At 55.2% G+C, this 21441-nt stretch carries 21 protein-coding genes; 1 reads left to right on the forward strand and 20 read right to left on the reverse strand.

The features are described 5' to 3' along the window. Positions 1–958, reverse strand: a 958-nt coding sequence (locus WCG50_RS03025; protein WP_336898089.1) for a DEAD/DEAH box helicase family protein, incomplete at its 3' end; no start/stop codon positions are given. A 137-nt stretch (positions 959–1095) separates the two neighbouring features. Between WCG50_RS03025 and WCG50_RS03030 the strand changes: the two genes are divergently transcribed. Beyond that, positions 1096–4311 (forward strand): site-specific integrase, encoded by a 3216-nt coding sequence (locus WCG50_RS03030; protein ID WP_336898090.1) that lies wholly within the window; start codon positions 1096–1098, stop codon positions 4309–4311. A 497-nt stretch (positions 4312–4808) separates the two neighbouring features. Here the strand turns inward: WCG50_RS03030 and WCG50_RS03035 are convergent, their stop codons facing one another. The 19 genes from WCG50_RS03035 to WCG50_RS03125 all read right to left on the reverse strand — a co-directional run bounded on the left by WCG50_RS03035 (position 4809) and on the right by WCG50_RS03125 (position 21402). Then, a complete protein-coding gene (locus WCG50_RS03035; protein ID WP_336898091.1) occupies positions 4809–6581 on the reverse strand; it encodes a sigma 54-interacting transcriptional regulator in 1773 nt (590 codons plus the stop codon). A gap of 213 nt (positions 6582–6794) precedes the next feature. Further along, positions 6795–7508, reverse strand: coding sequence for an NAD(P)H-dependent oxidoreductase (locus WCG50_RS03040; protein ID WP_336898092.1), 714 nt, complete (start codon positions 7506–7508; stop codon positions 6795–6797). Positions 7509–7527: 19 nt separating this feature from the next. Further along, entirely contained in the window at positions 7528–7950 is a 423-nt protein-coding gene (locus tag WCG50_RS03045; RefSeq protein WP_336898093.1) for a hypothetical protein, read from the reverse strand. Positions 7951–7960: 10 nt separating this feature from the next. Further along, complete coding sequence (locus WCG50_RS03050; RefSeq protein WP_336898094.1) at positions 7961–8716, reverse strand: SDR family oxidoreductase; 756 nt, start codon at positions 8714–8716, stop codon at positions 7961–7963. Between the two features lie 8 nt (positions 8717–8724). Further along, positions 8725–9780 (reverse strand): 4-hydroxy-2-oxovalerate aldolase, encoded by a 1056-nt coding sequence (gene dmpG / locus WCG50_RS03055; protein WP_336898095.1) that lies wholly within the window; start codon positions 9778–9780, stop codon positions 8725–8727. Further along, on the reverse strand, positions 9777–10694 hold the full coding sequence (locus tag WCG50_RS03060; RefSeq protein WP_336898096.1) for an acetaldehyde dehydrogenase (acetylating): 918 nt from the start codon (positions 10692–10694) through the stop codon (positions 9777–9779). Before WCG50_RS03060 ends, dmpG begins: the two co-directional genes overlap by 4 nt. Before the next feature lie 24 nt (positions 10695–10718). Further along, positions 10719–10922 (reverse strand): 2-hydroxymuconate tautomerase family protein, encoded by a 204-nt coding sequence (locus tag WCG50_RS03065; protein WP_336898097.1) that lies wholly within the window; start codon positions 10920–10922, stop codon positions 10719–10721. Positions 10923–10946: 24 nt separating this feature from the next. Further along, positions 10947–11750, reverse strand: a complete 804-nt coding sequence (gene dmpH, locus WCG50_RS03070; RefSeq protein ID WP_336898098.1) for a 2-oxo-3-hexenedioate decarboxylase — start codon at positions 11748–11750, stop codon at positions 10947–10949. Next, positions 11747–12544 carry a 2-oxopent-4-enoate hydratase gene (dmpE, locus tag WCG50_RS03075; RefSeq protein WP_336898099.1) on the reverse strand — a complete coding sequence of 266 codons (798 nt, stop codon included), beginning with the start codon at positions 12542–12544 and terminating at the stop codon, positions 11747–11749. Before dmpE ends, dmpH begins: the two co-directional genes overlap by 4 nt. Positions 12545–12551: 7 nt before the next feature. Beyond that, on the reverse strand, positions 12552–14012 hold the full coding sequence (locus tag WCG50_RS03080; protein ID WP_336898100.1) for a 2-hydroxymuconic semialdehyde dehydrogenase: 1461 nt from the start codon (positions 14010–14012) through the stop codon (positions 12552–12554). Between the two features lie 178 nt (positions 14013–14190). Continuing rightward, positions 14191–15252, reverse strand: a complete 1062-nt coding sequence (locus tag WCG50_RS03085) for a phenol 2-monooxygenase domain-containing protein (protein ID WP_336898101.1) — start codon at positions 15250–15252, stop codon at positions 14191–14193. Between the two features lie 8 nt (positions 15253–15260). Next, positions 15261–15617 (reverse strand): phenol hydroxylase subunit P4, encoded by a 357-nt coding sequence (locus tag WCG50_RS03090; protein ID WP_336898102.1) that lies wholly within the window; start codon positions 15615–15617, stop codon positions 15261–15263. Positions 15618–15647: 30 nt separating this feature from the next. After that, positions 15648–17168, reverse strand: coding sequence for a YHS domain-containing protein (locus WCG50_RS03095; RefSeq protein ID WP_336898103.1), 1521 nt, complete (start codon positions 17166–17168; stop codon positions 15648–15650). A gap of 12 nt (positions 17169–17180) precedes the next feature. Next, positions 17181–17450, reverse strand: a complete 270-nt coding sequence (locus WCG50_RS03100) for an MmoB/DmpM family protein (RefSeq protein ID WP_336898104.1) — start codon at positions 17448–17450, stop codon at positions 17181–17183. A gap of 9 nt (positions 17451–17459) precedes the next feature. Continuing rightward, positions 17460–18452 (reverse strand): aromatic/alkene monooxygenase hydroxylase subunit beta, encoded by a 993-nt coding sequence (locus WCG50_RS03105; RefSeq protein ID WP_336898105.1) that lies wholly within the window; start codon positions 18450–18452, stop codon positions 17460–17462. Positions 18453–18498: 46 nt separating this feature from the next. Further along, positions 18499–18786, reverse strand: coding sequence for a phenol hydroxylase subunit (locus WCG50_RS03110; RefSeq protein ID WP_336898106.1), 288 nt, complete (start codon positions 18784–18786; stop codon positions 18499–18501). Positions 18787–18797: 11 nt separating this feature from the next. Further along, entirely contained in the window at positions 18798–19733 is a 936-nt protein-coding gene (locus WCG50_RS03115) for a catechol 2,3-dioxygenase (RefSeq protein WP_336898107.1), read from the reverse strand. Positions 19734–19757: 24 nt separating this feature from the next. Then, positions 19758–20096 (reverse strand): 2Fe-2S iron-sulfur cluster-binding protein, encoded by a 339-nt coding sequence (locus WCG50_RS03120; protein ID WP_336898108.1) that lies wholly within the window; start codon positions 20094–20096, stop codon positions 19758–19760. A gap of 277 nt (positions 20097–20373) precedes the next feature. Further along, positions 20374–21402 carry a universal stress protein gene (locus WCG50_RS03125; protein ID WP_336898109.1) on the reverse strand — a complete coding sequence of 343 codons (1029 nt, stop codon included), beginning with the start codon at positions 21400–21402 and terminating at the stop codon, positions 20374–20376. Between the last annotated feature and the right edge of the window lie 39 nt (positions 21403–21441).

A 21441-nucleotide genomic window follows, 5' to 3' on the forward strand; every position in this document is an offset into this window, starting at 1 on the left:
ACGATGCAGCACCAATGTGGTGGCACTCATCAATGATGACGTGGCCATAATTTTCAACCAAAGGGTTGACTTCGCCCTGGCGCGACAAGGACTGCATGACGGCAATATCAATCTTGCCGGAGGGCTTTGATTTGCCGCCGCCAATGGTGCCAACGACACCCTTGCCGATCTCCAAAAAGGTCTGAAGCCGCTCCTGCCATTGCTTCAGCAGTTCAGTACGGTGTACCAGAATGAGCGTATTGACCCCGCGCCGGGCAATCATCGCAGCGGCCGTCACGGTCTTTCCGAAAGCCGTCGGTGCGCACAGCACACCCACATCGTCATGCAGCATGGCGGCCACGGCGGTTTCCTGATCGTGTCGCAGTGTTCCGGCAAAGTTGACCTCAAGTGGCTCGCCGTTGAATCGTTCATCAACCAGATCGCAGCCAATCGCGTTACCCCGCAGTAATTCCTGCGCAGCGTCCAAACAGACACGCGGCAGAGCAATATGTGCGGGAAAATTCTCTGCGCAACCGATGACACGGGGCTTGTCCCAGACCGACATCCGCATGGCCTGGGCTTTGTAGAACGCAGGATTTTGGAACGCAGCCAGGCGAATCAACCGGTTGGCCAGCGCTTGTGGCAGCTGAGACTTCTCGAAATAAATCAGATTCGACAGCGTCACGGTCAGCATCTTCGGCGTTGGCCCGGAGATCTTTTTGGTCACGGGCGGGCGTTTCCACGGCTCATTGATGTCTTCCTCATCAATGAAGGTGACGTCTAGGGGATGGACACCGCCAGTGGCACGAAGAATCGTTGGCTCAATGTCATGCGGAGCCATGGGCTCAATCGATGCCAGGTAAGCCCACTGATCCAAATAGGGGCTCAAGGATTCATCTACGAACACGCTGCCGCCGTACTCCCTTGGCTTTTTCTGCAGGGGCAACGCAATCAAATTACCAAAGCCGCCTTTTGGCATCGTGTCCTGATTCGGGAAAAGGCGGTCATAAGATTCAAGTTTAGTTGCCGGGTCCGCGCACAGGTGTGGCTGATGAGGGCTGTCCCCAAGCGACGGGCATCGCGCGCCGAGACCCTGCCTGCAAAAAACACCCAGGCATGGGCGCCCTTGCCGGAGCGGGAAATTTCGATGGCAACCGGCACGCCCAACTCAAGGCACGACTGGCGGTACGCCTGTACATCATCTTGCCAATCAGCCTTATCAAAATCAGCGGCCAGAAAATGGCAGGTATCGTCGGTCAGCAGTGGATACCCCACCCGCCTGGGGACACAATGAATGCGCACGAAGCATTGTGGCTTGAGGTGAGGCGGGGCCTCCCCGGTCTTGGTGACAGTGATCAATCGGCGCTGACTAGGTTTCTCGCGACGCTCGACTGCCCACACGCCAAGCTGTTGTGCGGTCAGAAACCCGCGGGGGACATTGATGAGCACAGCGCACTTGTCCTTGAGCAAGCTGTTTGCGAGCACGCGCGCCAAAAAAAGGTCAGCCGCCAAATCGCGGCGCAATGGCTAAGATGGATCCATTTAGCCCTGAAAATCCTAAGGGCGACCGCCAATGAGCCAATTACTCTGACCAAATTAGCCATCCTGCCGCGTCTCCCAACCAGCCCCTTTTCGCCTGCACAAACAGCGTTGTGCCGCCCCGTTCTACTTTGGGAGAGGAGTCTGGCTTCCTGGCTGGCCAGCTTGAAGGGTCTGGAACTGACCTCAGCGCAATGGAGTTCAGGCGTTATCCTGTCGTCAGTGTTGATCGGGGGCCTGCTGGAAGCAGCCAAAGTCAAGGTATTGCTCCAGCAAATGGCCAGCGATCTGCCCGTCGTGGGCCGACGCCCCTATGCCGAGTTTCACCAACGCATGGGGAAATTTGGCGATTTTCACTGCCAGCGCTGGTTTTTGGATCCCATCACTGAACTGCTTTTCCTGCGTCGACCGAAGAACTACACGCCGCTAACGGTTGACCAACAGACCAAGGCCATTCAGGCACTTCTTCAAGAACACGGAACGCCCCAAGAGGAACTACCAAAAGGATTGAACAAGCTGCTCAAGCACGCCACGGCCCGTTGGCATCAGCACTCGGCACGAGTGGATATCGAGATTGTGCAACGAAAGGTGCAATCCCACGCACTGCATGAACGAAGCTGGAACCGGTTGTTCAGACAACTGTCCGTCCCAAGTGACACCGCCCCACCAGGCGAGGCGTACGAACAGCCACTGGAAGATGAAGACTTCCTGACCGATTTCTGCCTGCTTTACCCCTGGTTCCTAGTCGTACACCGAGCCTTGGACCTCCCCCCGAAAACACCTCCTCAATCGGTCGATGTGAATCGTGTCATAAAGGAGTCGGGCATTCCAATACCTGAGTCGCACCGGACTTATGTGAATTGGATCGTGCGTATGTTGCAAGGGCATAACGCAACCAATGATCGACTGGCAGTTTCGACGATAAAGCGCTTGAGCGATGCGGTCATTCCGCAGGTACTGTCACGGCTGGGCGACACCAGCCCCGCCGACCTCAGCGACGTAGATCTGGTCGAGCTCTACGAAGAAATCGTTTATGGCACACAGGGAAGTCAGCGGGTCAATCTAGCCAAAGGCCTGCGGGAGTTTCATTTGCATCTAGTTCGCGTACACGGCAAGCCTTCCCTGAAAAGCCTACGCGAAACCCTGGGAGAAGATGCGGGACTGGAGCCAGTCGATGCCAACCCCATCAGCTTTGAGGAATATTACAAGGCCAAGGCATATCTTGAGAGGCAGATCCAGCAAGGTGGCGACCGCGAACTGAACCAGATTGCCAAGCTGTCGATGATGCTGGCATTTCGCGCTGGCATGCGGCGCTGGGAGATTTTTGGCTTGCGGCTCAAAGATGTGACATCCATTAACCATCTGGAGCTCATCATCCGTCCGCATGAGGAACGCCGCCTCAAGACTGAAGCCTCGCAACGGATTATTCCAGCACGGTTGCTGCTGCCCCCTGATGAACGACGAGAGTTGCAGGCCTGGCTGCAACGCAGATTCATCGGAGCAGATATCGCAGATGACACAGGTTGGGTTTTCGACGTACCCCGGCCTGAGGGAGGCTGGACGCGCCTGTCTGCCGAAACGACTGCAGACCGAATCATCAAGGCGCTTTCTCACGCTACCGGACAACCGACCAAGATTCACCAGTTACGCCACTCATTTGCCACCTGGATGTATCTGGCCCTGCGCGCGCCGGACTATCAGGAGGTATTGACGCTGTTCGAGCATTTACCCGAGACCAGCGTATTCCTGAAACGAGGTAAAAGATTACGTTCGTTGCTGATCAACCGACCCGGACCGACCAGCCGCGCCTACGGTTATGTCGTGGCACGGCTGCTAGGCCACAGTTCACCGCTGGTATCACTCACCAGCTACATTCACAGTACAGAGTTCATTCACCGTGCGCTGGCTATTCGAACCGCCAACCAACTTTCACCCGACTCCTTAAGGGGAGTAGCTAATCTAAAATCGGCTTGGGGCAATCGACTACTTGAAACAGGCATAGAGCATCTGTTAAACCACGTACGTGCTCAACATGCACGAAAGAAATCCGCTAGGATTTCGGCATCCAATAATACTGAACATCTCGGAACTAAGGCCCCAGGACCATCATCTCCCAGAGGCCGCCCAAAAAAAATGGCTCCGGTAGATTGGATCCCTTTGGCAGATGTGCATGGACTCCTGCATTTGTATTCCTCTACACAGGATGCGATCGAAAACATCTGCGAACAAGTAGGTTCGGAATCCGAATTAGGGCAACGCATCGTGGATAGGGTGCGTGACGCGGGGGTTGATTACGGATTTGAACGACGTGGGATTCGGCCTTTGGCATATCCAGAATTTTCTCGGAAAGATGCACAGCGGCGCTGGTCACAAGAGGTAGAACCTCGTCTCAAGCGGGCGTTCGCCTTGGATGCACAAAAGGCGCTTGCGGGGGCGCTTGTTCATTTGCAACATTACAACCCAAGCAAGCGCGATGTGGTGTTCAAAGGTGTCAAGGAAAAGGAAAACTTAAATAAGTACATGACACTGTTGACCCTGATGGAACTGAAAGCAGAGAACATCGCAGTTCTGCTTCGTAAAACAGGCGAACCAGAAATCCCCCCATGGGCCAGAAAAGCACTAGGATCTTTTGTGAACAGTAATGTTCGTTGCGTTATGCCGCCTGTTGCCGCCAAGGCGGCCTCTTACAAGGACTGGGTGGGACTACAGTTATTGGACAGTGATGGCTTGGCTTGGTCTGGGGTCACACGCGGATTGATGTTTTTGGCGTATATCGTCCGGGGCTTGGCCTGAGAAAAAAATCTCACTTTGAGAAACTGGTTGAATGGCAGGTATAGGGCGGAAATTCCGAATATTAACGTCTCTTTACGTACATGAGGAAGAAGTCAAGTCGGCCGCACTGAGCAAAGCGCGTACCGAGATCGCAGTTGTCGCACACTGAGCAATGGAGAAAAATGTGGACGTGGAAGGCCGCGATTCCAGACAGCCAACAATGCACGTATTCTGCTACCAAAAATTCACGATTTGAGATACTGTTCATCGACCAGCATCGTCCCCCTTGCCGATATAGCTGTATGCAACGGCATTGATCCTACCAACAAATGTAGTCTCTTTATCTGCACTTGTGGAGTAGGTCAAGGAAACCAGAACCCGACCTCAAAAATGAACGCCAACAATGGAACTCAGAAAATTTGGGGGTAGGCGGTAATGACACCTACAGGAAAGCGCCGCCTTTTCACGATGCTCAGCGAAAAGAGTCGATGGCGAATGGCCACCCTCTGTTAAGTTATTCAGGTCGAATGATCTGGCGGATGCGGCACTTTATTGCCAGAGAGTCGATAGGCCACTCGTGACCGTGTCGTTCCCAGGATTTTTGCAGCGGCTGAGACATTGCCATTGGCGATGTCAACGGCAACATCCACCGCCATCTCCTCCAGCGCATCCATGGAGATATCGCCCCTCATCAGCGATTCACGCAGCAACCCAGGCAACTGACCGGTCAGTGTCGAGTTGGCAGACTCGCCGTTCAAGATACCATTTTCCCCGAGCTTGAGGGGGCCACGGCTCAACTTTTCACCACTGGTAAACAAGTGCGCCACATCAATGCCGCCCCCTTCGGGCGCCAGGATGACGCCCCGCTCGATGATGTTTTCAAGTTCCCGAATATTGCCGGGCCACGAATAGAACAGCAGGGCTTCGATGGCGCCTTCGTTGAGGCCAGTTACCTTGCGTTTATGCAAGGCACAGTACCGATTGAGAAAACTTTCCACCAACAGCAAGATATCTTCCTTGCGTTCGCGCAGCGGCGGAATTCTGACGGGGAATACATTGATCCGGTAGAACAAGTCGGCGCGAAATTTTCCTGCTTCGACGAGATCGCGCAAGTCTTCATTCGTAGCTGCGACGACGCGCACATCCACCGATCTGACGCGGGTGTCACCAATGCGCTCAATCTCGCCCTCCTGCAGGGCGCGCAGCAGTTTGCCTTGCGCCATCAGACTGAGGGTGCCGATCTCGTCCAGAAAAAGCGTCCCACCATCCGCCCGCTCAAAGCGACCCGGGCGCGATTGAATGGCCCCACTAAAGCCTCCTTTTTCGACGCCAAACAATTCTGATTCAATGAGTTGCTCCGGGATGGCGGCACAGTTGATGGCTACGAATGGTTTCCCTGTCCGGTCGCTGATATTGTGCAGGGTGCGCGCAAACTGCTCCTTGCCGACACCGCTTTCGCCCAGAAAAAGTACCGTTGCGCGGGTCGGCGCGACGCGTTGGATCATGTGGCAAACCGTATTGAAACCCGCCGACACGCCAATCAGGTTGATCTTTTCATTTCTTGAACTTGCTTCGCTGGTTTTATGGTCAAAGTTGAAAGTCTTGGCGCGTGGACTTTGAACGAACTCCTGCGCTTGCAGGTAGCGGAAATCCTTGTCGGGGTCTTCCCAATCATCGAGCGACTTGCCAATCACCCTGCAGGCGGCGTGGCCCATGGCTTTGCACTCCACTTCGCGAACCAGCACTTGGCGTCCGAGAAAACTGCTTACATAGCCGTTGGCATAACCTTGCAAGGTCCAACAGACGGGGGCATTGCCAATGCCATTTGCCGCGATGTGTTCTTCGGCCTCTGAAGAATTGCGCCAGATGAACTCGCCGTGAAAATGGCCCTTTTCAATATCGACCTCCATCGCTACGGTCTCCACCGACACAAATCCTTCCAGTGAATGCAGTTGCGGGCCCACGGCAAACGCATCGAAATCACTGCTGTCGGGTCGAACTTTACGAACCATGTCAGCATCGCGCACCCCCGAGAGATAGCCCATGCGCGTGAGGATGCCGCGGGTTTTATCGTTGCCCAGAATTTCAATCAGCTCACGGCGCAAAGCGGCCAGTGAGGCGTTGTGCAGCAATACCATGCGTTGATCGTCCAACCAGATTTCTCCATCGCCGGGAGAAAACCGCAGGCGCGACACCAGATCCCCCATATCCGGGAACCGATGCGCAGATTGCGCGTCGGGTGGCAGCAGTTGAATCGTCTCTTCAGGACTGGGGTTGGATTTTTTCTTCATGAATTCGCATGGACCCAAAAGCGGCGAGATAGCGTTGATAAGCGATGGTACTTCGGCGCGCACCCCTTGCCAATGCGTTCCTGACTCCCGTCATTGGCGTCTCGGCTTCTTTAATTTTTTTATAAGAAATCAGCCTCTAGCCCCCGTATCCATTGCGTAGTGCACTACTGAATGCATAGCATTTTAAAACCCACTCACGGAACGTCTCAATGTTTAAGCATCCACCGGAATTCGCGGGTTGAGCTTTTCATCAAAGTCGCACATGCATGGAAAAGTCAGTGGCTCCATCCGGTCAAGACCCTGTAAGTGCGTCTGGTAGTCCTGCAAAATCTTCTCCCGCTCCTCATGCGAGACGTAAGGCACGTGGTACGCCACAAATGGAGGAAGCACCGCAAAACCACAGTAGGCCAGTGCGCCGCGCAGGATCGGGCGCAGCATGGTGTCCATCTCGCCATGGATGGCATCGGGTCCAAACATGTGTTGCTGCCCACCCAGCGTTACCGTGGCCATCGCCCGCTTGCCCTGCATGCCTCCGTTGTCGTAAAACCGCTTGCCGCCGTAGAACCGGCCGGAAGCAAACACACGATCGATCCAGCCCTTGAGAATAGCCGGCGCAGAAAACCAGAAAATAGGGAAATTGAGGATGAGCATGTCGCACCACTCGACCTTCTCAATCTCAAGCCGAATATCTTCAGCCAGGGTGCCGGATTCAAACCCTTTGCGCTGCTCAAGGGCATAGACACAGTAATCCGGATTGCTTCTCAAGTTGAAATCTGCTGCCGTGGCCACCGGGTTCCAGTTCATGGCATGCAAATCTGACACCCGGACGTCATGCCCGGCCTGGGTCAGTGTTGTAACGGCGCAGTCCTTCAGCGCCGTGTTGAAAGATTGCGGCTCGTAATGCGCGTGGACGATCAAGATATTCATAACGAGTCTCAGATGAAATTTACGGTTTGGCAGCCATCTTGCGTGCCTCAATTTCTGCCTGACGCAACCTGCTGGCAGGCACCCCACCAATACTCCAATCTTCTGGCGCGATGGTGATCACCCCACCGCGCACCAGTTCTCGCTTGCAACCCAGTAGCTCCACCAACAAATCCGTGAAACCGGCCAAAAGGCGATGCCGGTCCTCAAGGGGTCGACCTTGCAACACGATGAAGTTGAAATAGGGCGCGGCCTGATCATGCTGACTGACCAGCTTGCCACCCACGCAGGCATGCTGCGCCGCGTGCTCGGTCACAAATACGCGAATGCGGTCAATGGGGCAGCAAAGCACCTCGGAAAACAACTGACTGGCACGCAACAGCAAGGTTTCTACGCGAGACGCCGCATGCTGGCCCTGAACCAAATGAAAATTTAAAACGGGCATGGTTATTCTTTCAAGGCAGACCTCGACGTCGACCAGCATCCAGCATGAGTGACGACCCGGTCATGGCCGAGGCCTCTGGGGCCAGTAGTATTTCAAGAGCCCAGGCCACTTGGGCGGGTTCAGTGAAGGCACCCAGCGAGGACTCCGCTTTCATGGCATCAAGCACAGCTTCGACGGTGATGCCCTGCATCCGCGCACGATCTGCGGCAACCCGCCTCAGTCGCTCCGTATCGGCTGGTCCTGGCGCAACCAGATGGGCGGTAATTCCACGTGCGCCATAAGCCAAACTCAATTGCCTGACAACATTGACCAGTGCGGCATTGGCCACACCAGCTGCGGCCGCGTAAGCTGTCGGCTCAAACCCGTAATGCCCGCCGATAGCCACCAGGCGGGAATGCGTGCTTAACCGGGCATCGACCGCCCGGACCAAACGCAACAGCCCGCCCACCTTGATGTTCACGGCATCCACCAGGGCTGCGGTCTCTATGTTGAGCACACCACCCCCGACGCTGACCCCCGGTCCATGCACCACCATTCGGACCGTCCCCGGTAATGCAGCACGGATGATGTCTATGGACGAGTCGCTGGCGATATCAGCGACACACGGCACCAAACCGGGGTAGCTTGCCGCCAGTGCTTCCAGCGCCAAGGCACTGCGTGCGACAGCGACCACACCCAACCCATTGCGGATGAGTCGCTCGACCATGACTTGGCCGAAAGCACCGGTTGCGCCAACAATGACGACCCATTCCTTGGAGGCAGACATCAGTTTATTCAGGCCGTGACTTCTTTTAACAAACCACGGTCTTTGGCCATGGTCATGGCGGTATCAACGATCATGTCCTCTTGACCCCCAATCATCTTCTTGCGACCAAGTTCAATGAGAATGTCTCGGGCTGGCACACCAAATCGATCCGCTGCGCGTTTGGCATGCAGCAGGAAGGTCGAGTAAACACCGGCATAACCCAGGGTCAGCGACGCACGGTCCACGCGCACCATGTGTTCCATCATCGGCACGATGATGTCTTCGGCCAGGTCCATCAGTTTGAACAAGTCACAACCCGTCACGATGCCCATGCGCTCGCACACCGCCACAAAAACTTCCAGCGGTGTATTGCCAGCACCCGCCCCCAGTCCGGCTACCGACGCATCGATGCGACTGGCGCCCTCCTCGACGGCCGCGATGGAATTGGCAATGCCCATACCCAGGTTATGGTGACCATGGAAACCGATCTCGGTTTCAGGCTTGAGCACCGCCCGCAAGGCCGCAACCCGCGCCTTCACATGCTCCGGCAGCATGTAGCCGGCCGAATCGGTGATGTAGACGGTTTGTGCCCCGTAGGACTCCATCAGCTTGCCCTGTTGCGCCAAGCCTTCTGGCGTATTCAGATGGGCCATCATCAGGAAACCCGAGGTGTCCATGCCCAGCTTGCGCGCAAAGGCGATGTGCTGTGGGGAGGTATCGGCTTCGGTGCAGTGAGTGGCGACATGCACACTGCGTGCACCGCAGTCATAGGCCGACTGGAGTTCCTTCATCGTGCCCAGACCGGGAATTAGCAATACTGATATCTTGGCCTGTTTCATCCTGGGGGCAACAGCCAGAAGATATTCCTCGTTGCTGTGCAGCGCAAAACCGTGCTGGAGGGAATTCCCCCCCAAACCACCGCCGTGGGTCACTTGAATCAACGGGACACCCGCAGCGTCCAATGCTGTAGCCACGCTGACCATCTGGTCGATGGTCATCTGCTCTCGCTTGGCGTGCATGCCATCGCGCAAAGACATGTCGTGAATGATGACCTTGCGGCCCTGCAAACTTTGAATTTCGCTCATGATGCAAGTTCCATGGGTTTCAACTGGATTTTCCCAGCAATGATTTCTTCAGCAAACATCTCGGCGGTACGTGTCGCTGCTGCGGTCATGATGTCCAGGTTGCCGGCATAGCGGGGCAGGTAGTCGCCCAGTCCTGCGACTTCCATAAACACAGAAACTTTTTTATCATCAAAGATAGGACCGTTCACCAATCGGTAGCCCGGTACGTATTTTTGAACCTCGACGATCATCTGAAGGATGGACTCGGTGATACGCACCTGATCAGGCACCTCATCGGTCAGACAAGAGATGGTGTTGCGCATCATCATTGGGGGCTCGGCCGGGTTGATGATGGCCAGGGCCTTCCCTTTGCGGGCGCCACCGACCACCTCGATGGCGTTGGAGGTGGTGTAGGTAAATTCGTCCAGATTGGCGCGCGTGCCGGGGCCGATTGATTTGGAGGCCAAACTGGCCACAATTTCCCCGTAGGCCACGCTTTGAATTCTGGAGATCGCAAACACAATTGGAATCGTGGCCTGACCGGCGCAGGAGATCATGTTGACATTCATCTCAACTCTATCGGACAACGCACGCAAATTGACCGGCGGCACACACAGCGGGCCAATGGCTGCGGGTGTGAGGTCAATCATCATGACGCCGAGTTCATTTAGCTTGCGCGAATTTTCTGCGTGCACATAGGCCGACGTTGCATCAAATGCAATCTGGATATTGTCTTCAAGGACGTGCGGTAACAGGCCGTCAACCCCTAAGGCTGTGGTCTTCAGTCCCATGTCGCTCGCACGCGCTAACCCTTCCGATTCCGGATCAATACCGACCATCCACACCGGCTCCAGCCAGGGGCTGCGTTGAATCTTGTAGATCAAATCGGTGCCAATATTGCCCGACCCGATCAAGGCACATCTGATTTTCTTCATGTCATTCTCTATGAATTAATGTTTCTATTTCCCGGCCGCTTCATTGCGCTGACCGACCGTTACCCCGGCGACGCTGAAGTTTTCTGACGAGTGTTCTGTAATCAATATCCGCACCGTCTCTGCGGGAACCTCCAGCGAGGCCACCAAAGCGGCGGTGACAGCGGCGACGGCTTTACGTTTTTTTTCTACGCTGCGTCCTTCGAGCAAATGCATTTCAATAATTGGCATGGTCTTGTCCTCTTTTGTGTTTTGTTATTCAATGAATCGCACTGATACGCTACCTAGTTCCTGGAAGCGGGCCACGATGTTGTCGCCTGGCTTGACGGGAATAGCTTCGGTAATCGCCCCACTCATCACGAAGCTCCCGGCGGGCAATATTTCTCCCTGCTCGGCCAGAATGTTGACCAGCATCGCAATCGCCTCGGCCGGATGACCCAGCACGGCGGCTGAAGCGCCGGTGGCGACGATTTCGCCGTTTTTCTCCATCACTACGCCGAGCGTGCTGAGGTCAATATCGGCGGGGTAGCGAGCCCGTCCACCGCCAACATAGCGGGCTGAGGAACCGTTGTCGGCAATCACGCTTTGCAGATCAAACTTGAATCCAGAAAAGCGCGAGTCGATGATTTCGACCGCAGGCAGCACGTAATCGGTGGCGTCAAGCACATCCTGACGGGTGCAATTGGGGCCCTTGAGCAACTTTTTTGTGACGAAGGCGACTTCGCATTCAGCGCGCGGATGCACCAAGTCAGACGTCTTGATCGCCGAGTTTTCCGGACGCGCCATGCGGTCTGTCAGGAAACCGATAGACGGAACATTAACGCCCATCTGAACCATCTTGGCTTTCGAGGTCAGGCCCGCTTTCCAGCCGATCAGCTTGTGTCCCTGGGAGATGTAGCGGCGACGCAGTTCGGCTTGCACGGCATAGCCGTCGGCCACCGTCATGGCCGGGTATTCATCGGTCAGTTTAGGAATTGCGTAGGCGCGGGTCTGGGCGCCTTCGACGCGCTCACACAACCGAACAATATCTTCCCGGGAGAGTGTCAGTGGCTGGCTCATAGGGAAGTCTTTCCTGAAAATTGAACACGGCAGCTGCCGAGACCGCCCACGGTGCACACCAGGGCATCGCCCCCTACCACCGGGATGAGCGAAGATTGAGAACCAGAGAGAATGACCTCGCCAGCCTTGAACGGAATACCCAGCGCACCCAGCGTGTTGGCCAGCCAAGCGACGGCGTTGGCCGGTGAGCCCTGCACGGCGGCACCGACGCCGGTCGAGAAAATCTCGCCGTTCTTTTCGAGCACCATACCGGCCAGCGTGATGTCGAGCACGCGCGGATCGCCCCGGGTTTTCCCCAGCACGAAGACGCCACACGAGGCGTTGTCGGCCACGGTGTCCTGAATTTTTATCTTCCAGTCAACGATGCGCGAATCAACGATTTCGAAACAAGGCAATACATAGTCGGTGGCGCGGATCACGTCCATAGCTGTGATGCCAGGCCCTTTTAAATCTTCTTTCAACACGAAGGCCAGTTCGGCCTCGGCTTTAGGCTGAATCATCGTGCTCAGGTCAATGGTGTCGCCTTCCTGGTACACCATGCCGGAGGTCAGCATGCCAAAGTCAGGCTGGTAGACGCCGAGAAAGTCTTGCACCGGTTTGCTGGTCGCACCAATCTTCTTGCCAACAATGCGCTCCCCTGCCGCCAATCGACGGGCCACAAAGCGCTCCTGAATTTTGTAGGCATCCTCGATCGTGATGGTGGGTTCGCGCTCAAGTAGCGGACGCACCGGCGTGTGTTTGACGAAGGCTTCATACAGCTCATCGCCATAGTGGTTGATTTTTAGTTCGTCCATAGGTTTCTCAGAGTTTCACGCAGATGTTGCGGGTTTCGGTATAGAACTCCAGGGAGTGAACCCCGCCTTCGCGGCCAATGCCGGATTGTTTCGAGCCACCAAAGGCGGTTCGCAAATCGCGCAAGAACCAACTGTTGACCCAGGTGATGCCGACTTCGACACGCGCCGCCACGCGGTGAGCGCGCGCCAGGTTTGTCGTCCAGATGGTGGTGGAGAGACCGTAATCGTTGTCGTTGGCCTTGTTCACCACTTCGTCCTCGCTGTCGAACGGACTGATGTGGCAGCACGGCCCAAAGACTTCCTCACGGACTACTGACGCAGTTTCAGGCAAGCCGGTCCAGATCGTCGGCTGCACCCAGTGGCCTTCAGCCAGATCGGCGGGCATGCTCGGCACACCGCCACCAGTGACGATGGTGGCACCCTCGGCTTTGGCTTTGGCGTAGTAGGACATGACCTTTTGCTTGTGCTCGGCACTGATCAGCGGGCCATAGTTGGCGTTGTGGTCGTCCGGGCGGCCAAACTTCACCGCCTCGGCCTTGACTTTCAGGGCTTGCACGAAGCGATCAAAAATAGGTCGCTCGACATACACCCGCTCCGTGCCCAGGCAGACCTGGCCGGAATTAAGGAATGATGAACGGGATATGCCCTCCACAGCTGCCTCGAAATCAGCATCCGCAAACACGATGCCGGCATTCTTACCGCCCAGCTCAAAGGACACGTCCCGCATGCCTACAGCGGCCGCCTTCATGATCGCCGTGCCGGTGCGTGTTTCGCCGGTAAAGGTAATCGCATCCACCAGCGGATGCTGGGTCAGGTATTCGCCAGCGGAATCGGGGCCGAAACCATGCACCACATTAAAAACACCCTTGGGAATTCCGACGGCATTCATGACTTCACCGAGCAGCGTGGTGGTGAGTGGCGTCTCTTCCGATGGCTTGACGACCACCGTGTTACCACAGGCCAGTGCGGGGCCGACCTTCCAGGTCATGAGAAGGAACGGCGCATTCCAGGGCGAGATCACACCAACCACGCCTTTGGGGACGCGAATTCCGTAGTTAAGTGCTCCACGGCCGTCTGGTGTCGCCATCTGGAACGACTCCGAAGGCACATTTTTGACGATGTCGGCAAAGACTTTGAAGTTGGCTGCACCCCGTGGAATAAAGACGTTGGTCATCACGTGGCGTGGCTGACCGGTATCGGCCATTTCGGCCGCCACAAAATCCTCAAACCGGCGCGTGATCTCGTCAGCCACGCCGTATAGCAAATCAACGCGCTGATCGGTCGTCAAACCGCCCCATACGCCGTGGCGTGCCGCATGCGCCGCCCGCACTGCCGCATCCACATCGGCTTTGCCGGCTTCCGCCACCCTGGCAATCACCCGGTTGTCGAGCGGCGAACGTTTATCAAAGGTTTTTCGGTCGATGCCTTCAACGAACTCGCCGTTGATGAAATTCTTGATCAGCTGCATGGCACTCCTTGCTTATTTCCCGAAATTCGGGCGAATGAAATGATTTTTTTGACCTGGGTTTTGCCCAATTGAATCCAGTTTATGAGCGCACCATCAATACCGTCCAATACCAAATTTTGCAAAACTCAATAGCAAATAGGTATCAATAGTGACGCGCCGAAATATGGCTCGCAGCCCCTTAGATGGAGCGGAACAAAGGGCTGCGCACTTGCTGTGCATCGCCTGCTGAAATGAACTTCTCGGAGTAGATATCGCGCTCGAACAAGCGCCCCTGCATCAAGGTGCTGATGCAGGAATCAATCATCAGGGGTGGCCCGCAAAGGTAGGCCTTGTTGTTCCTGAAGTCATTGTCGAAATGGGCTTTGGCCGCTTCATGCACGAAGCCACGAAAGCCCTGCCAATCCGTTCCTTCGGGCTCGCCTGAAAGGGCCGGAATGTACGTGAAATGGCTGTAGCGCTGGGCCAGGGCCATGAACTCATCGTGGTAATAAAGCTCAGCCCGCGTACGCTGGCCATAGACCAGCGTGATGGGCAATTCACCCCCTTCACCCAACAAATCGAGGATCATGGCGCGCGGACTGGACAAGCCGGAGCCGCCCGCCATGAAGATCATGGGCATGCGTGCTGACTTCTTCACGAAGAAGCGACCATAAGGCCCAGAAATGCGCACGCGCTCCCCGACCTTCATCTTTTCATGCACGTAGCCGGTCGCTTGTCCACCCGGCACGATGCGAATGTTGAGTTCAACCTCGTTTCCTGTGTCGGGCGCACTTGCCAAAGAAAAGGCGCGGCTCCCGATGTCGCCTGGCAGATGGAAGTTGACATATTGACCGGCCTGGAAATGAATGCCTTCCGGCGCATCCAGCGTGATCCAGACCCCTTTGATGGTCGGAGTCAGGGACTCGATGCGACTCACCGTTCCGTCATAGTCACAGACGGGCAGGTTTTCGGCATCCACATCCTCATCAATCTCGGCTTCGATGACGACATCGCTTTGCGGCACCGCACAACAGGCAAGGCACTTTTGCTCTTCACGTTCGAAATCCATCAGCGCGAAGGGGGAGACCGCACCGTGCTCCACCTCGCCGTCAATGATTTGTACCTTGCAGGTGGCGCACAGTCCATGGCAACAGGCATGCGGCAAGTAGATTCCAGCACGAAGAGCGGCGTCAAGAATGGTTTGCCCCTCTTCGACCTCAATGGTCTGACCGAGGGGCTCTATGGTCAGTTGATAGCTCATACCGTCCTTTAGTCTTTGGTGAGCAACGAATTGAGGCCCGGCGTGCGAAACCGGATCTGATCCTTGTGGCCAACGCCATTGGCGGCCAGGCTGCTTTCAAAGTCGGGCGTCCAGGGCTGATTGGATTTCAACCATTGCACTTTTGACCAGTCAACCTGGGCGGCATCCGGATCGGGCTGAATGAGCATTTTCAGGGGGCCTTCCACCATTTCCTTGAACAGCATCTGCGGCTGAACAAAGAGCAGAAACGGTGCGGCAAACAACAAGTGTTGATCCCAGCTGGCATAGACGAGCTGACTGCCATTGAAGTTGGCCACGCTGTCGCGAGGAACACCAACATATTCTTTCTTTGATACCACGGGCATATTTTTTCTCCTTTTATGAGGTGTGACGGTTTATTTATTGGAAGTGGCCATGCCACGCCATTTTTCAAAGTTCATCTGATCTTGCGACCCGACAAAGTCACCGTTATCAACCCCATCTTTCAGGCTCACCCAGTTCATCCAGGCACCAATGTCGCCATTGAACGGATCCTGAAAAAGTGCCGGCATGGGCAACCACGCCTGAACGTACTTCTCGGGCTCATTGGCAAAGATGTCCTGGCAACCATCCGAGCAAAAGTGGTACTTCTCGCCCTTGTAAACCGTCTCACGATGGCAAGCCATGGTCGGATCATCCGGCTCGGTGAACACCACCGGCAACTGGCAGGTCTGGCACAACTTGGCCAAGCCAAAGTTCTTGAAGGGCGTGCCCGCTGCCGCCAGCTTCTTGATATGGTTCCAACGCGGACGGTAATATTTATCGAAAGTCGTGGGGTACTTGGCAGAGAGCCAGTCCATGTCGTCATCCGAAGGAATCCAGCTGTGAAACGCAGTACCAAAACTCCACTGGTACAAGCCCAGCATGAACTGGTGCGACATGTGGTCAATGCCCGCCTCGGCATCGTTCCAACCCTTGGGGGCACGAATGCCATAACGGGCCAGATCCTTGAACAACGCCCCACCATTCTCCTGGCCGTAGATTTCCCACGCTTCACGCCACGACATCACACGTTTTGGCAGCATGTAATCCATCATCGTGCTGACCAGTCCCAGCACACGGAAACCGCGCCAGAACCATTTATCGATCCAACCCTGGACGATCGGCAGGTTGGCCGGGTCCTGTTCCAGCATAAATTTGATGCATTCAAGACCAAGGGTCATGTGACGGGCCTCATCAGATTGCGCTGAGAAACCAAAGGTCACCGTCGCCATGTCGCCGTTGTAGGCCGCACCTGACATGAACGGTACAAACAGCAAATTGGTCAGCACATACTCGAACGAGAATCCGATGGCGATCATGAACTCGAAGGGGCCGGCGGACATCGCATCATCAAAGAATGAACGGGCCACCGAGGTGTACCAAATGCGATCACGCGAGTCTGCAAAGGCGTGAAAGCCGTTGTAGTACTTGTTGTAGTTCGACATGGCGTGAATCTGCGTCTGCGCATGGCGAATTTCATCAATCGCCTGCATCTGGCAAGCGACCTGCGTGCCGACGCCAGGGAACTCCCGTCCAACCCGCGCAAAGCCCTTGTGCGCCGCATACTCGCCCGGACTGATGGCTTGCAGGAATATCTTCAGGGCACTCAGGTAACGCGCATCGGTGATGTTCAGATGGCCATTGTTCTGGGCATGGGCATCAATGATGGCGTAGAACTTGCGCTCTTTCTCGGCCTGGTATTTCCAGTAGGAATCCATGGTCAGGCGGAAGGGATCTTCCCACTTGTCCCAATCATGAATCTTGATGCCTTCGTAGCCCACGTAAGGGAAAACGTCATCCTTTTTTTGGTAGGTCGTTTCCCAACCCAGGTCACGGGTGAGAAGCTTGTATTTCTCTTTCAACCCGAGTTTCTTTTTAGTAACTTTCATGTCCATGTCGGTCTCCTATTATTCGTTCCAGTACAGCGTCAACGTGTCTTCTGTTTCGTCGACATAACCGCTCAAAGAAATTAAATTGATTTGCAACTCTTGCAGGTCATAGTCGCGGCCCATCTGCTCTTCAATGGTTTCTCTACGAATGACGAGTCGGCCCTGCGCATTGATCTTGACCATGGCAGGCTCGCGAAGGACGACCGCCAGCGGGTTATCGATGACGATGGCATCAATGATCGGGCGGGTTTCTTCGTTGGTTTGAAGGGCAATAAATACAGTTGACATAGCAGCCTTTCAGATCTCAATCCCGATTTTTTTCAAGCGTGCCGTCAAGGCAATCACTTCTTCGTTGACCGCCTCGTCCGCCGCTGGTCCGAGCGCCAACGCGGCAACAGGGCGCAGGGTCGTGGCAGCACGATCGCTCCACTTTTTCGTCCACTCCTGCAGCAATTGACGGTTGGGCTCAGACTCGGCTGCGGCGGTGCGCATCACAGCATCCACCCACTTGCGCGTCTCGCCAAACCAGTCACTCATGAACTGGGTCAGCATGGCCACCGCTGAGCCGCCCCGCTTGGCTAGCACGTCATCAACGATGCGTTCGTACACGAGCGGGTACAACAGTCCGTCAAGCGCCACGTTCTGTGCGACAAACAACTCGAAGGGGTCACGCAGTACCAGACAGTCTTCGACATAGTGACGCAGGGGTTGCCAGGCAGCGCCATCCATCCAGGCGGCCTTGCCTTCATTCAAGGCGGCGGTGTCGCCCAGCAGCAAACCGACGCGGGACAAATACTGGGCAATCCCCAATTGGTCCATAGCGTGGTACATGCAGGGCTGGGTAAAGGTCGTGCCAAACCCGTAGCCGCAGATAAAGGTGTTGTGCATATTGGCGCCCCACGCGGCATGGCGCAGTGGGACCAACAGGTTCAGCGCGATCGTCCTCAGATCCTCGGGCAGCATGTCGGCCAAGCCCCGGGACTCTACAAAGTCAAAGTTCGCTTCGGTCGAGTCTTGCTGGCGGGCGCGCGCCAGTGTGTAGGTGCTGTAGTAAAACTGGCGAGGGTCCTTCAAGGCATACCAGTCCTGCATCACGATCTTGGTGATGCGGGTGTCGTAGAGCGCTTGTTCCGGATCCCAGGTGGGAAGGTAATGCAGGTTTTCTGCCGCCTGAATGTCGTAGCTTCCTTCCTGGTAGCGGGAGGCTGGCTTGTCGCCAAAACGACGTGCCAGGTGGTCAAATGTTTGACGTTGGGGTTCGATGCTGACCGTACGCAGATCAATTTGCATGGGGTATCTCCTAAATTTTTCGGTATCTCAAAGCACCGTATTCGTGTTACTTGAACCGGGTTTTTGTGGCATCGGCCAAGCGCCATTCCCAGTCGCTTTTCTCACCATCGTCTGACGATGTCGCCTCTGACGGCGGGAGCAATTCGACCTTGTTGGTCACGCAGAACTCAGCGAAGGCAACGCGTCCGAGAATCAATTCAACGAATACCTCTGGCTCACCTATCGCAAAGTCGAACTCAACGAATCCGTTGCCACGTTCACCACGAATTCGGACAAAGCGCCGCGATGTATCCAACGCGGGCACTCGTTCCAACAATGACGTGGAATCTGTCATGAACGCACCACTCAGCTCACGACCGACAAAAATGATTCATGCAGCTTGCGCTGTGGATAGTCCAGTCCACCGCCGGCGCCGAGTCCATCAAAGGACCACGTCGTGGGTTCGTAATCTGGATAGGGTTGATAGCCACCCATGAACGTTTCAAAGCGATTGCCGGACGGATCAAATGCATAAATAGTGCATCCGCGTGTTATGCCATGGCGTGTAGGACCAATGTCAATCGGTACCTGATTCATGGACATGATGTCGGCTGCACGCAGGACTTCTTCCCAGCTTTCAAGCAAGAAGGACAAATGATGCAATTTACCGGGTTCTGGATGCTCAACAAAGGCAATGTCATGGACCTTGTGGGAGCAGGACATCCAGATAGCGATATTTGCGGACTCATCAGGGGCGAGGACGCGCTCAACCAGGTAAAAGCCCAGCACTTCAGTGAACAGCTTTTGAACGGCGGCAATATTGGGCCCGTAAAGCAGGCAATGATCTAGACGCACAGGCGCGATGCCGTTCTCTGATGCTTTGGTCCAAGGCGCTGGATTCACAACTTGCAAACCATTTCCAACCGCTGTCTTTTCTGCATAGAGTTCGATCAGGTGTCCACTCGGAATTTCAAAACGAACCCGCTCGCCTGTTTCCATCATTTCACCGGCAGGAATACGTTCGGTTTTGACCCCGTAGGCAATCAGGTCCGCATCCAGCTTTTCCAGCGTCGCCTTGTCGAGCACTTTGAAACCAAAGAAGTCGATACCGGCATGGTCAGCCTGACGGAGTACCACGCTATGGTGATCGCGCTCATCCCAGCACTTCAGGTAGACACGTCCCTGAGCATCGCGTCCGGTTTCAACAAGACCCAACACGTCACGATAGTGGCGAACACCTTCTTCAAGGTCGAGTACACGAATCTGTCCATGTCCTGGACGTAAAACACCTGTCATTGCCATTTCTGTCTCCTCTTGTTAATAAATTTACTCACCGATTGCAGGAATTTTTTTAAATTCCTGCTTGTTCACTGCCCGCTTCATGCCACCCAGCACCCGAACCACCAGATCACTGCCCGGCAAGATTCGGCAGGCCAATACCCGGCATGCCTTTTCGTCTTCCTCGCTGACGTGAGAACGGCTCATGACCTTGCGCTCAATGTCGCCGGACATCACCTCAACTTTGCAAACACCACAAGCCCCTCCGCGACACCCCACCGGAATGCCCCGCCGACCCAGCCGTACCATGCCTGCCAGCACCGACTGCTCTGAGCTGCATGAGAAACTTTCGCCGGTCTCAAAAATCGTGATCTGGAACACTGACATGCCTTCTCATTTACGCTTGATGACTTGTTTGATACTGGTTTTCTAGGTATCGCAATGAGGACTTTGCAATATGCTTGCCAACATTTATAGAAACGCTTGAAGAGCTGTTTTTAATAGGGAAAACACCTAGATTTTTGGGTCTGAACTTCATTTTTCAGCGCTCCATCGAGGTGTTTTCTTGGTCTAAAGCTCTTATCAGGAAGCGGTAAAGGTAGGAGTCAAATTTGAATATTTATAAATTTATTAACTTACTTTGCCAATTCATAAAAATATGAAATTAGCGACCCGCCAAGTTCATAAGACGCGTGTACAAGGTCTTGAAGCCTTCGCCCAGTTCGGCATCAAAACGGGGGTCTCCATTGATCGAAAAGGCTTGGTAGATCGTTGACCAATCCGGGTCGGTCAGGTGCTTTCTTGCCATGGGCAAGATCGTGCCTTCTTCAAGATTCATGTGGGCCCATTGCGCTTCGGCAAAAACAGCCACGGCAGTCTGAACACGGGTCAGTTCCTCGGTCTGATCGCCCGCCGCTTTGGCGTAGTTCTCGACCGCCGATTGCATGGCGCGCACCAGGTCACCCCCACTGGCATGTTGGGCACGTAGTTCGCTGATCGCTGCATCACATTCGTTGGTGCGGGCACTCAGGAGCTTGAAGAGGTACGCATCTTCTTTTGGATGGTGCAAACGTTCAGGAAAGGCGTCGATATAGTGAATCATTGACAGCACCAGTTCAACGTTGAGTGGCGATTTGTCCGCACACGATTGCTCAACGAGTTGGACCAGACCGCGAACCACGGCCGCCAATGAACGGTGCTCGTCCTGAATAATGCCAATGGCCAGCAACGCATGCTCGTCCAGATGGTTGCTCTCCACCGTAGCGACCAGGACGGGGATACGCGTGTTGGCAAGCACCTTCTGTGTTTGCGAACCGAGAATCAGTCCGCGAATACCTTTGTGACCATGCGACGCCATGAAGATCAGATCGCAACCCTGGGCTTGTGCCACTTCCAGAATGGCCTCTGAGGGTCGGTCACTGGTTTTTGTGATCGAACTGCAGCTAACGCCTTTGGCTTTCGCTGCCGCTTCGGCTTTCTGCAAGATGCCGCGCGCTTCACCGGCCAGGTTATCGACATAGCGATCGGGCGCGACCGTGCGCTGCAAGGCGCCCTGATCGGTCGAGCCAAAGTCGGCCCGGGCTGTAAAGAAGGTGATACGTGCGCCCAGAGCAAGCGCAAAGGGAACAGCTTGAGACACAATTTCAGTGGCCAACCCCGACGCATCGAGTGGAACCAGGAGGTGCTTGTACATTTACATTTCTCGCAAAAATCAGGGCTTGAAGAGGGGTCG

Origin of the sequence: Rhodoferax sp., from assembly GCF_037143375.1 — a bacterium.
In the GTDB taxonomy this organism is placed as follows: Bacteria; Pseudomonadota; Gammaproteobacteria; order Burkholderiales; family Burkholderiaceae_C; genus Rhodoferax.

Bases quoted from the DNA above. Each gene is read 5' to 3' on its own strand.
- WCG50_RS03035 (WP_336898091.1), bottom strand. From the start codon at position 6,581: ATGAAGAAAAAATCCAACCCCAGTCCTGAAGAGACGATTCAACTGCTG.
- WCG50_RS03095 (WP_336898103.1), bottom strand. From the start codon at position 17,168: ATGGACATGAAAGTTACTAAAAAGAAACTCGGGTTGAAAGAGAAATAC.
- WCG50_RS03065 (WP_336898097.1), bottom strand. From the start codon at position 10,922: ATGCCAATTATTGAAATGCATTTGCTCGAAGGACGCAGCGTAGAAAAA.
- WCG50_RS03030 (WP_336898090.1), top strand. From the start codon at position 1,096: ATGGGCGCCCTTGCCGGAGCGGGAAATTTCGATGGCAACCGGCACGCC.
- WCG50_RS03100 (WP_336898104.1), bottom strand. From the start codon at position 17,450: ATGTCAACTGTATTTATTGCCCTTCAAACCAACGAAGAAACCCGCCCG.
- WCG50_RS03110 (WP_336898106.1), bottom strand. From the start codon at position 18,786: ATGACAGATTCCACGTCATTGTTGGAACGAGTGCCCGCGTTGGATACA.
- WCG50_RS03060 (WP_336898096.1), bottom strand. From the start codon at position 10,694: ATGAAGAAAATCAGATGTGCCTTGATCGGGTCGGGCAATATTGGCACC.
- WCG50_RS03115 (WP_336898107.1), bottom strand. From the start codon at position 19,733: ATGGCAATGACAGGTGTTTTACGTCCAGGACATGGACAGATTCGTGTA.
- dmpH (WP_336898098.1), bottom strand. From the start codon at position 11,750: ATGAGCCAGCCACTGACACTCTCCCGGGAAGATATTGTTCGGTTGTGT.
- WCG50_RS03050 (WP_336898094.1), bottom strand. From the start codon at position 8,716: ATGTCTGCCTCCAAGGAATGGGTCGTCATTGTTGGCGCAACCGGTGCT.
- WCG50_RS03045 (WP_336898093.1), bottom strand. From the start codon at position 7,950: ATGCCCGTTTTAAATTTTCATTTGGTTCAGGGCCAGCATGCGGCGTCT.
- WCG50_RS03105 (WP_336898105.1), bottom strand. From the start codon at position 18,452: ATGCAAATTGATCTGCGTACGGTCAGCATCGAACCCCAACGTCAAACA.
- WCG50_RS03120 (WP_336898108.1), bottom strand. From the start codon at position 20,096: ATGTCAGTGTTCCAGATCACGATTTTTGAGACCGGCGAAAGTTTCTCA.
- WCG50_RS03080 (WP_336898100.1), bottom strand. From the start codon at position 14,012: ATGCAGCTGATCAAGAATTTCATCAACGGCGAGTTCGTTGAAGGCATC.
- WCG50_RS03090 (WP_336898102.1), bottom strand. From the start codon at position 15,617: ATGCCCGTGGTATCAAAGAAAGAATATGTTGGTGTTCCTCGCGACAGC.
- WCG50_RS03040 (WP_336898092.1), bottom strand. From the start codon at position 7,508: ATGAATATCTTGATCGTCCACGCGCATTACGAGCCGCAATCTTTCAAC.
- WCG50_RS03085 (WP_336898101.1), bottom strand. From the start codon at position 15,252: ATGAGCTATCAACTGACCATAGAGCCCCTCGGTCAGACCATTGAGGTC.
- WCG50_RS03125 (WP_336898109.1), bottom strand. From the start codon at position 21,402: ATGTACAAGCACCTCCTGGTTCCACTCGATGCGTCGGGGTTGGCCACT.
- dmpE (WP_336898099.1), bottom strand. From the start codon at position 12,544: ATGGACGAACTAAAAATCAACCACTATGGCGATGAGCTGTATGAAGCC.
- dmpG (WP_336898095.1), bottom strand. From the start codon at position 9,780: ATGAGCGAAATTCAAAGTTTGCAGGGCCGCAAGGTCATCATTCACGAC.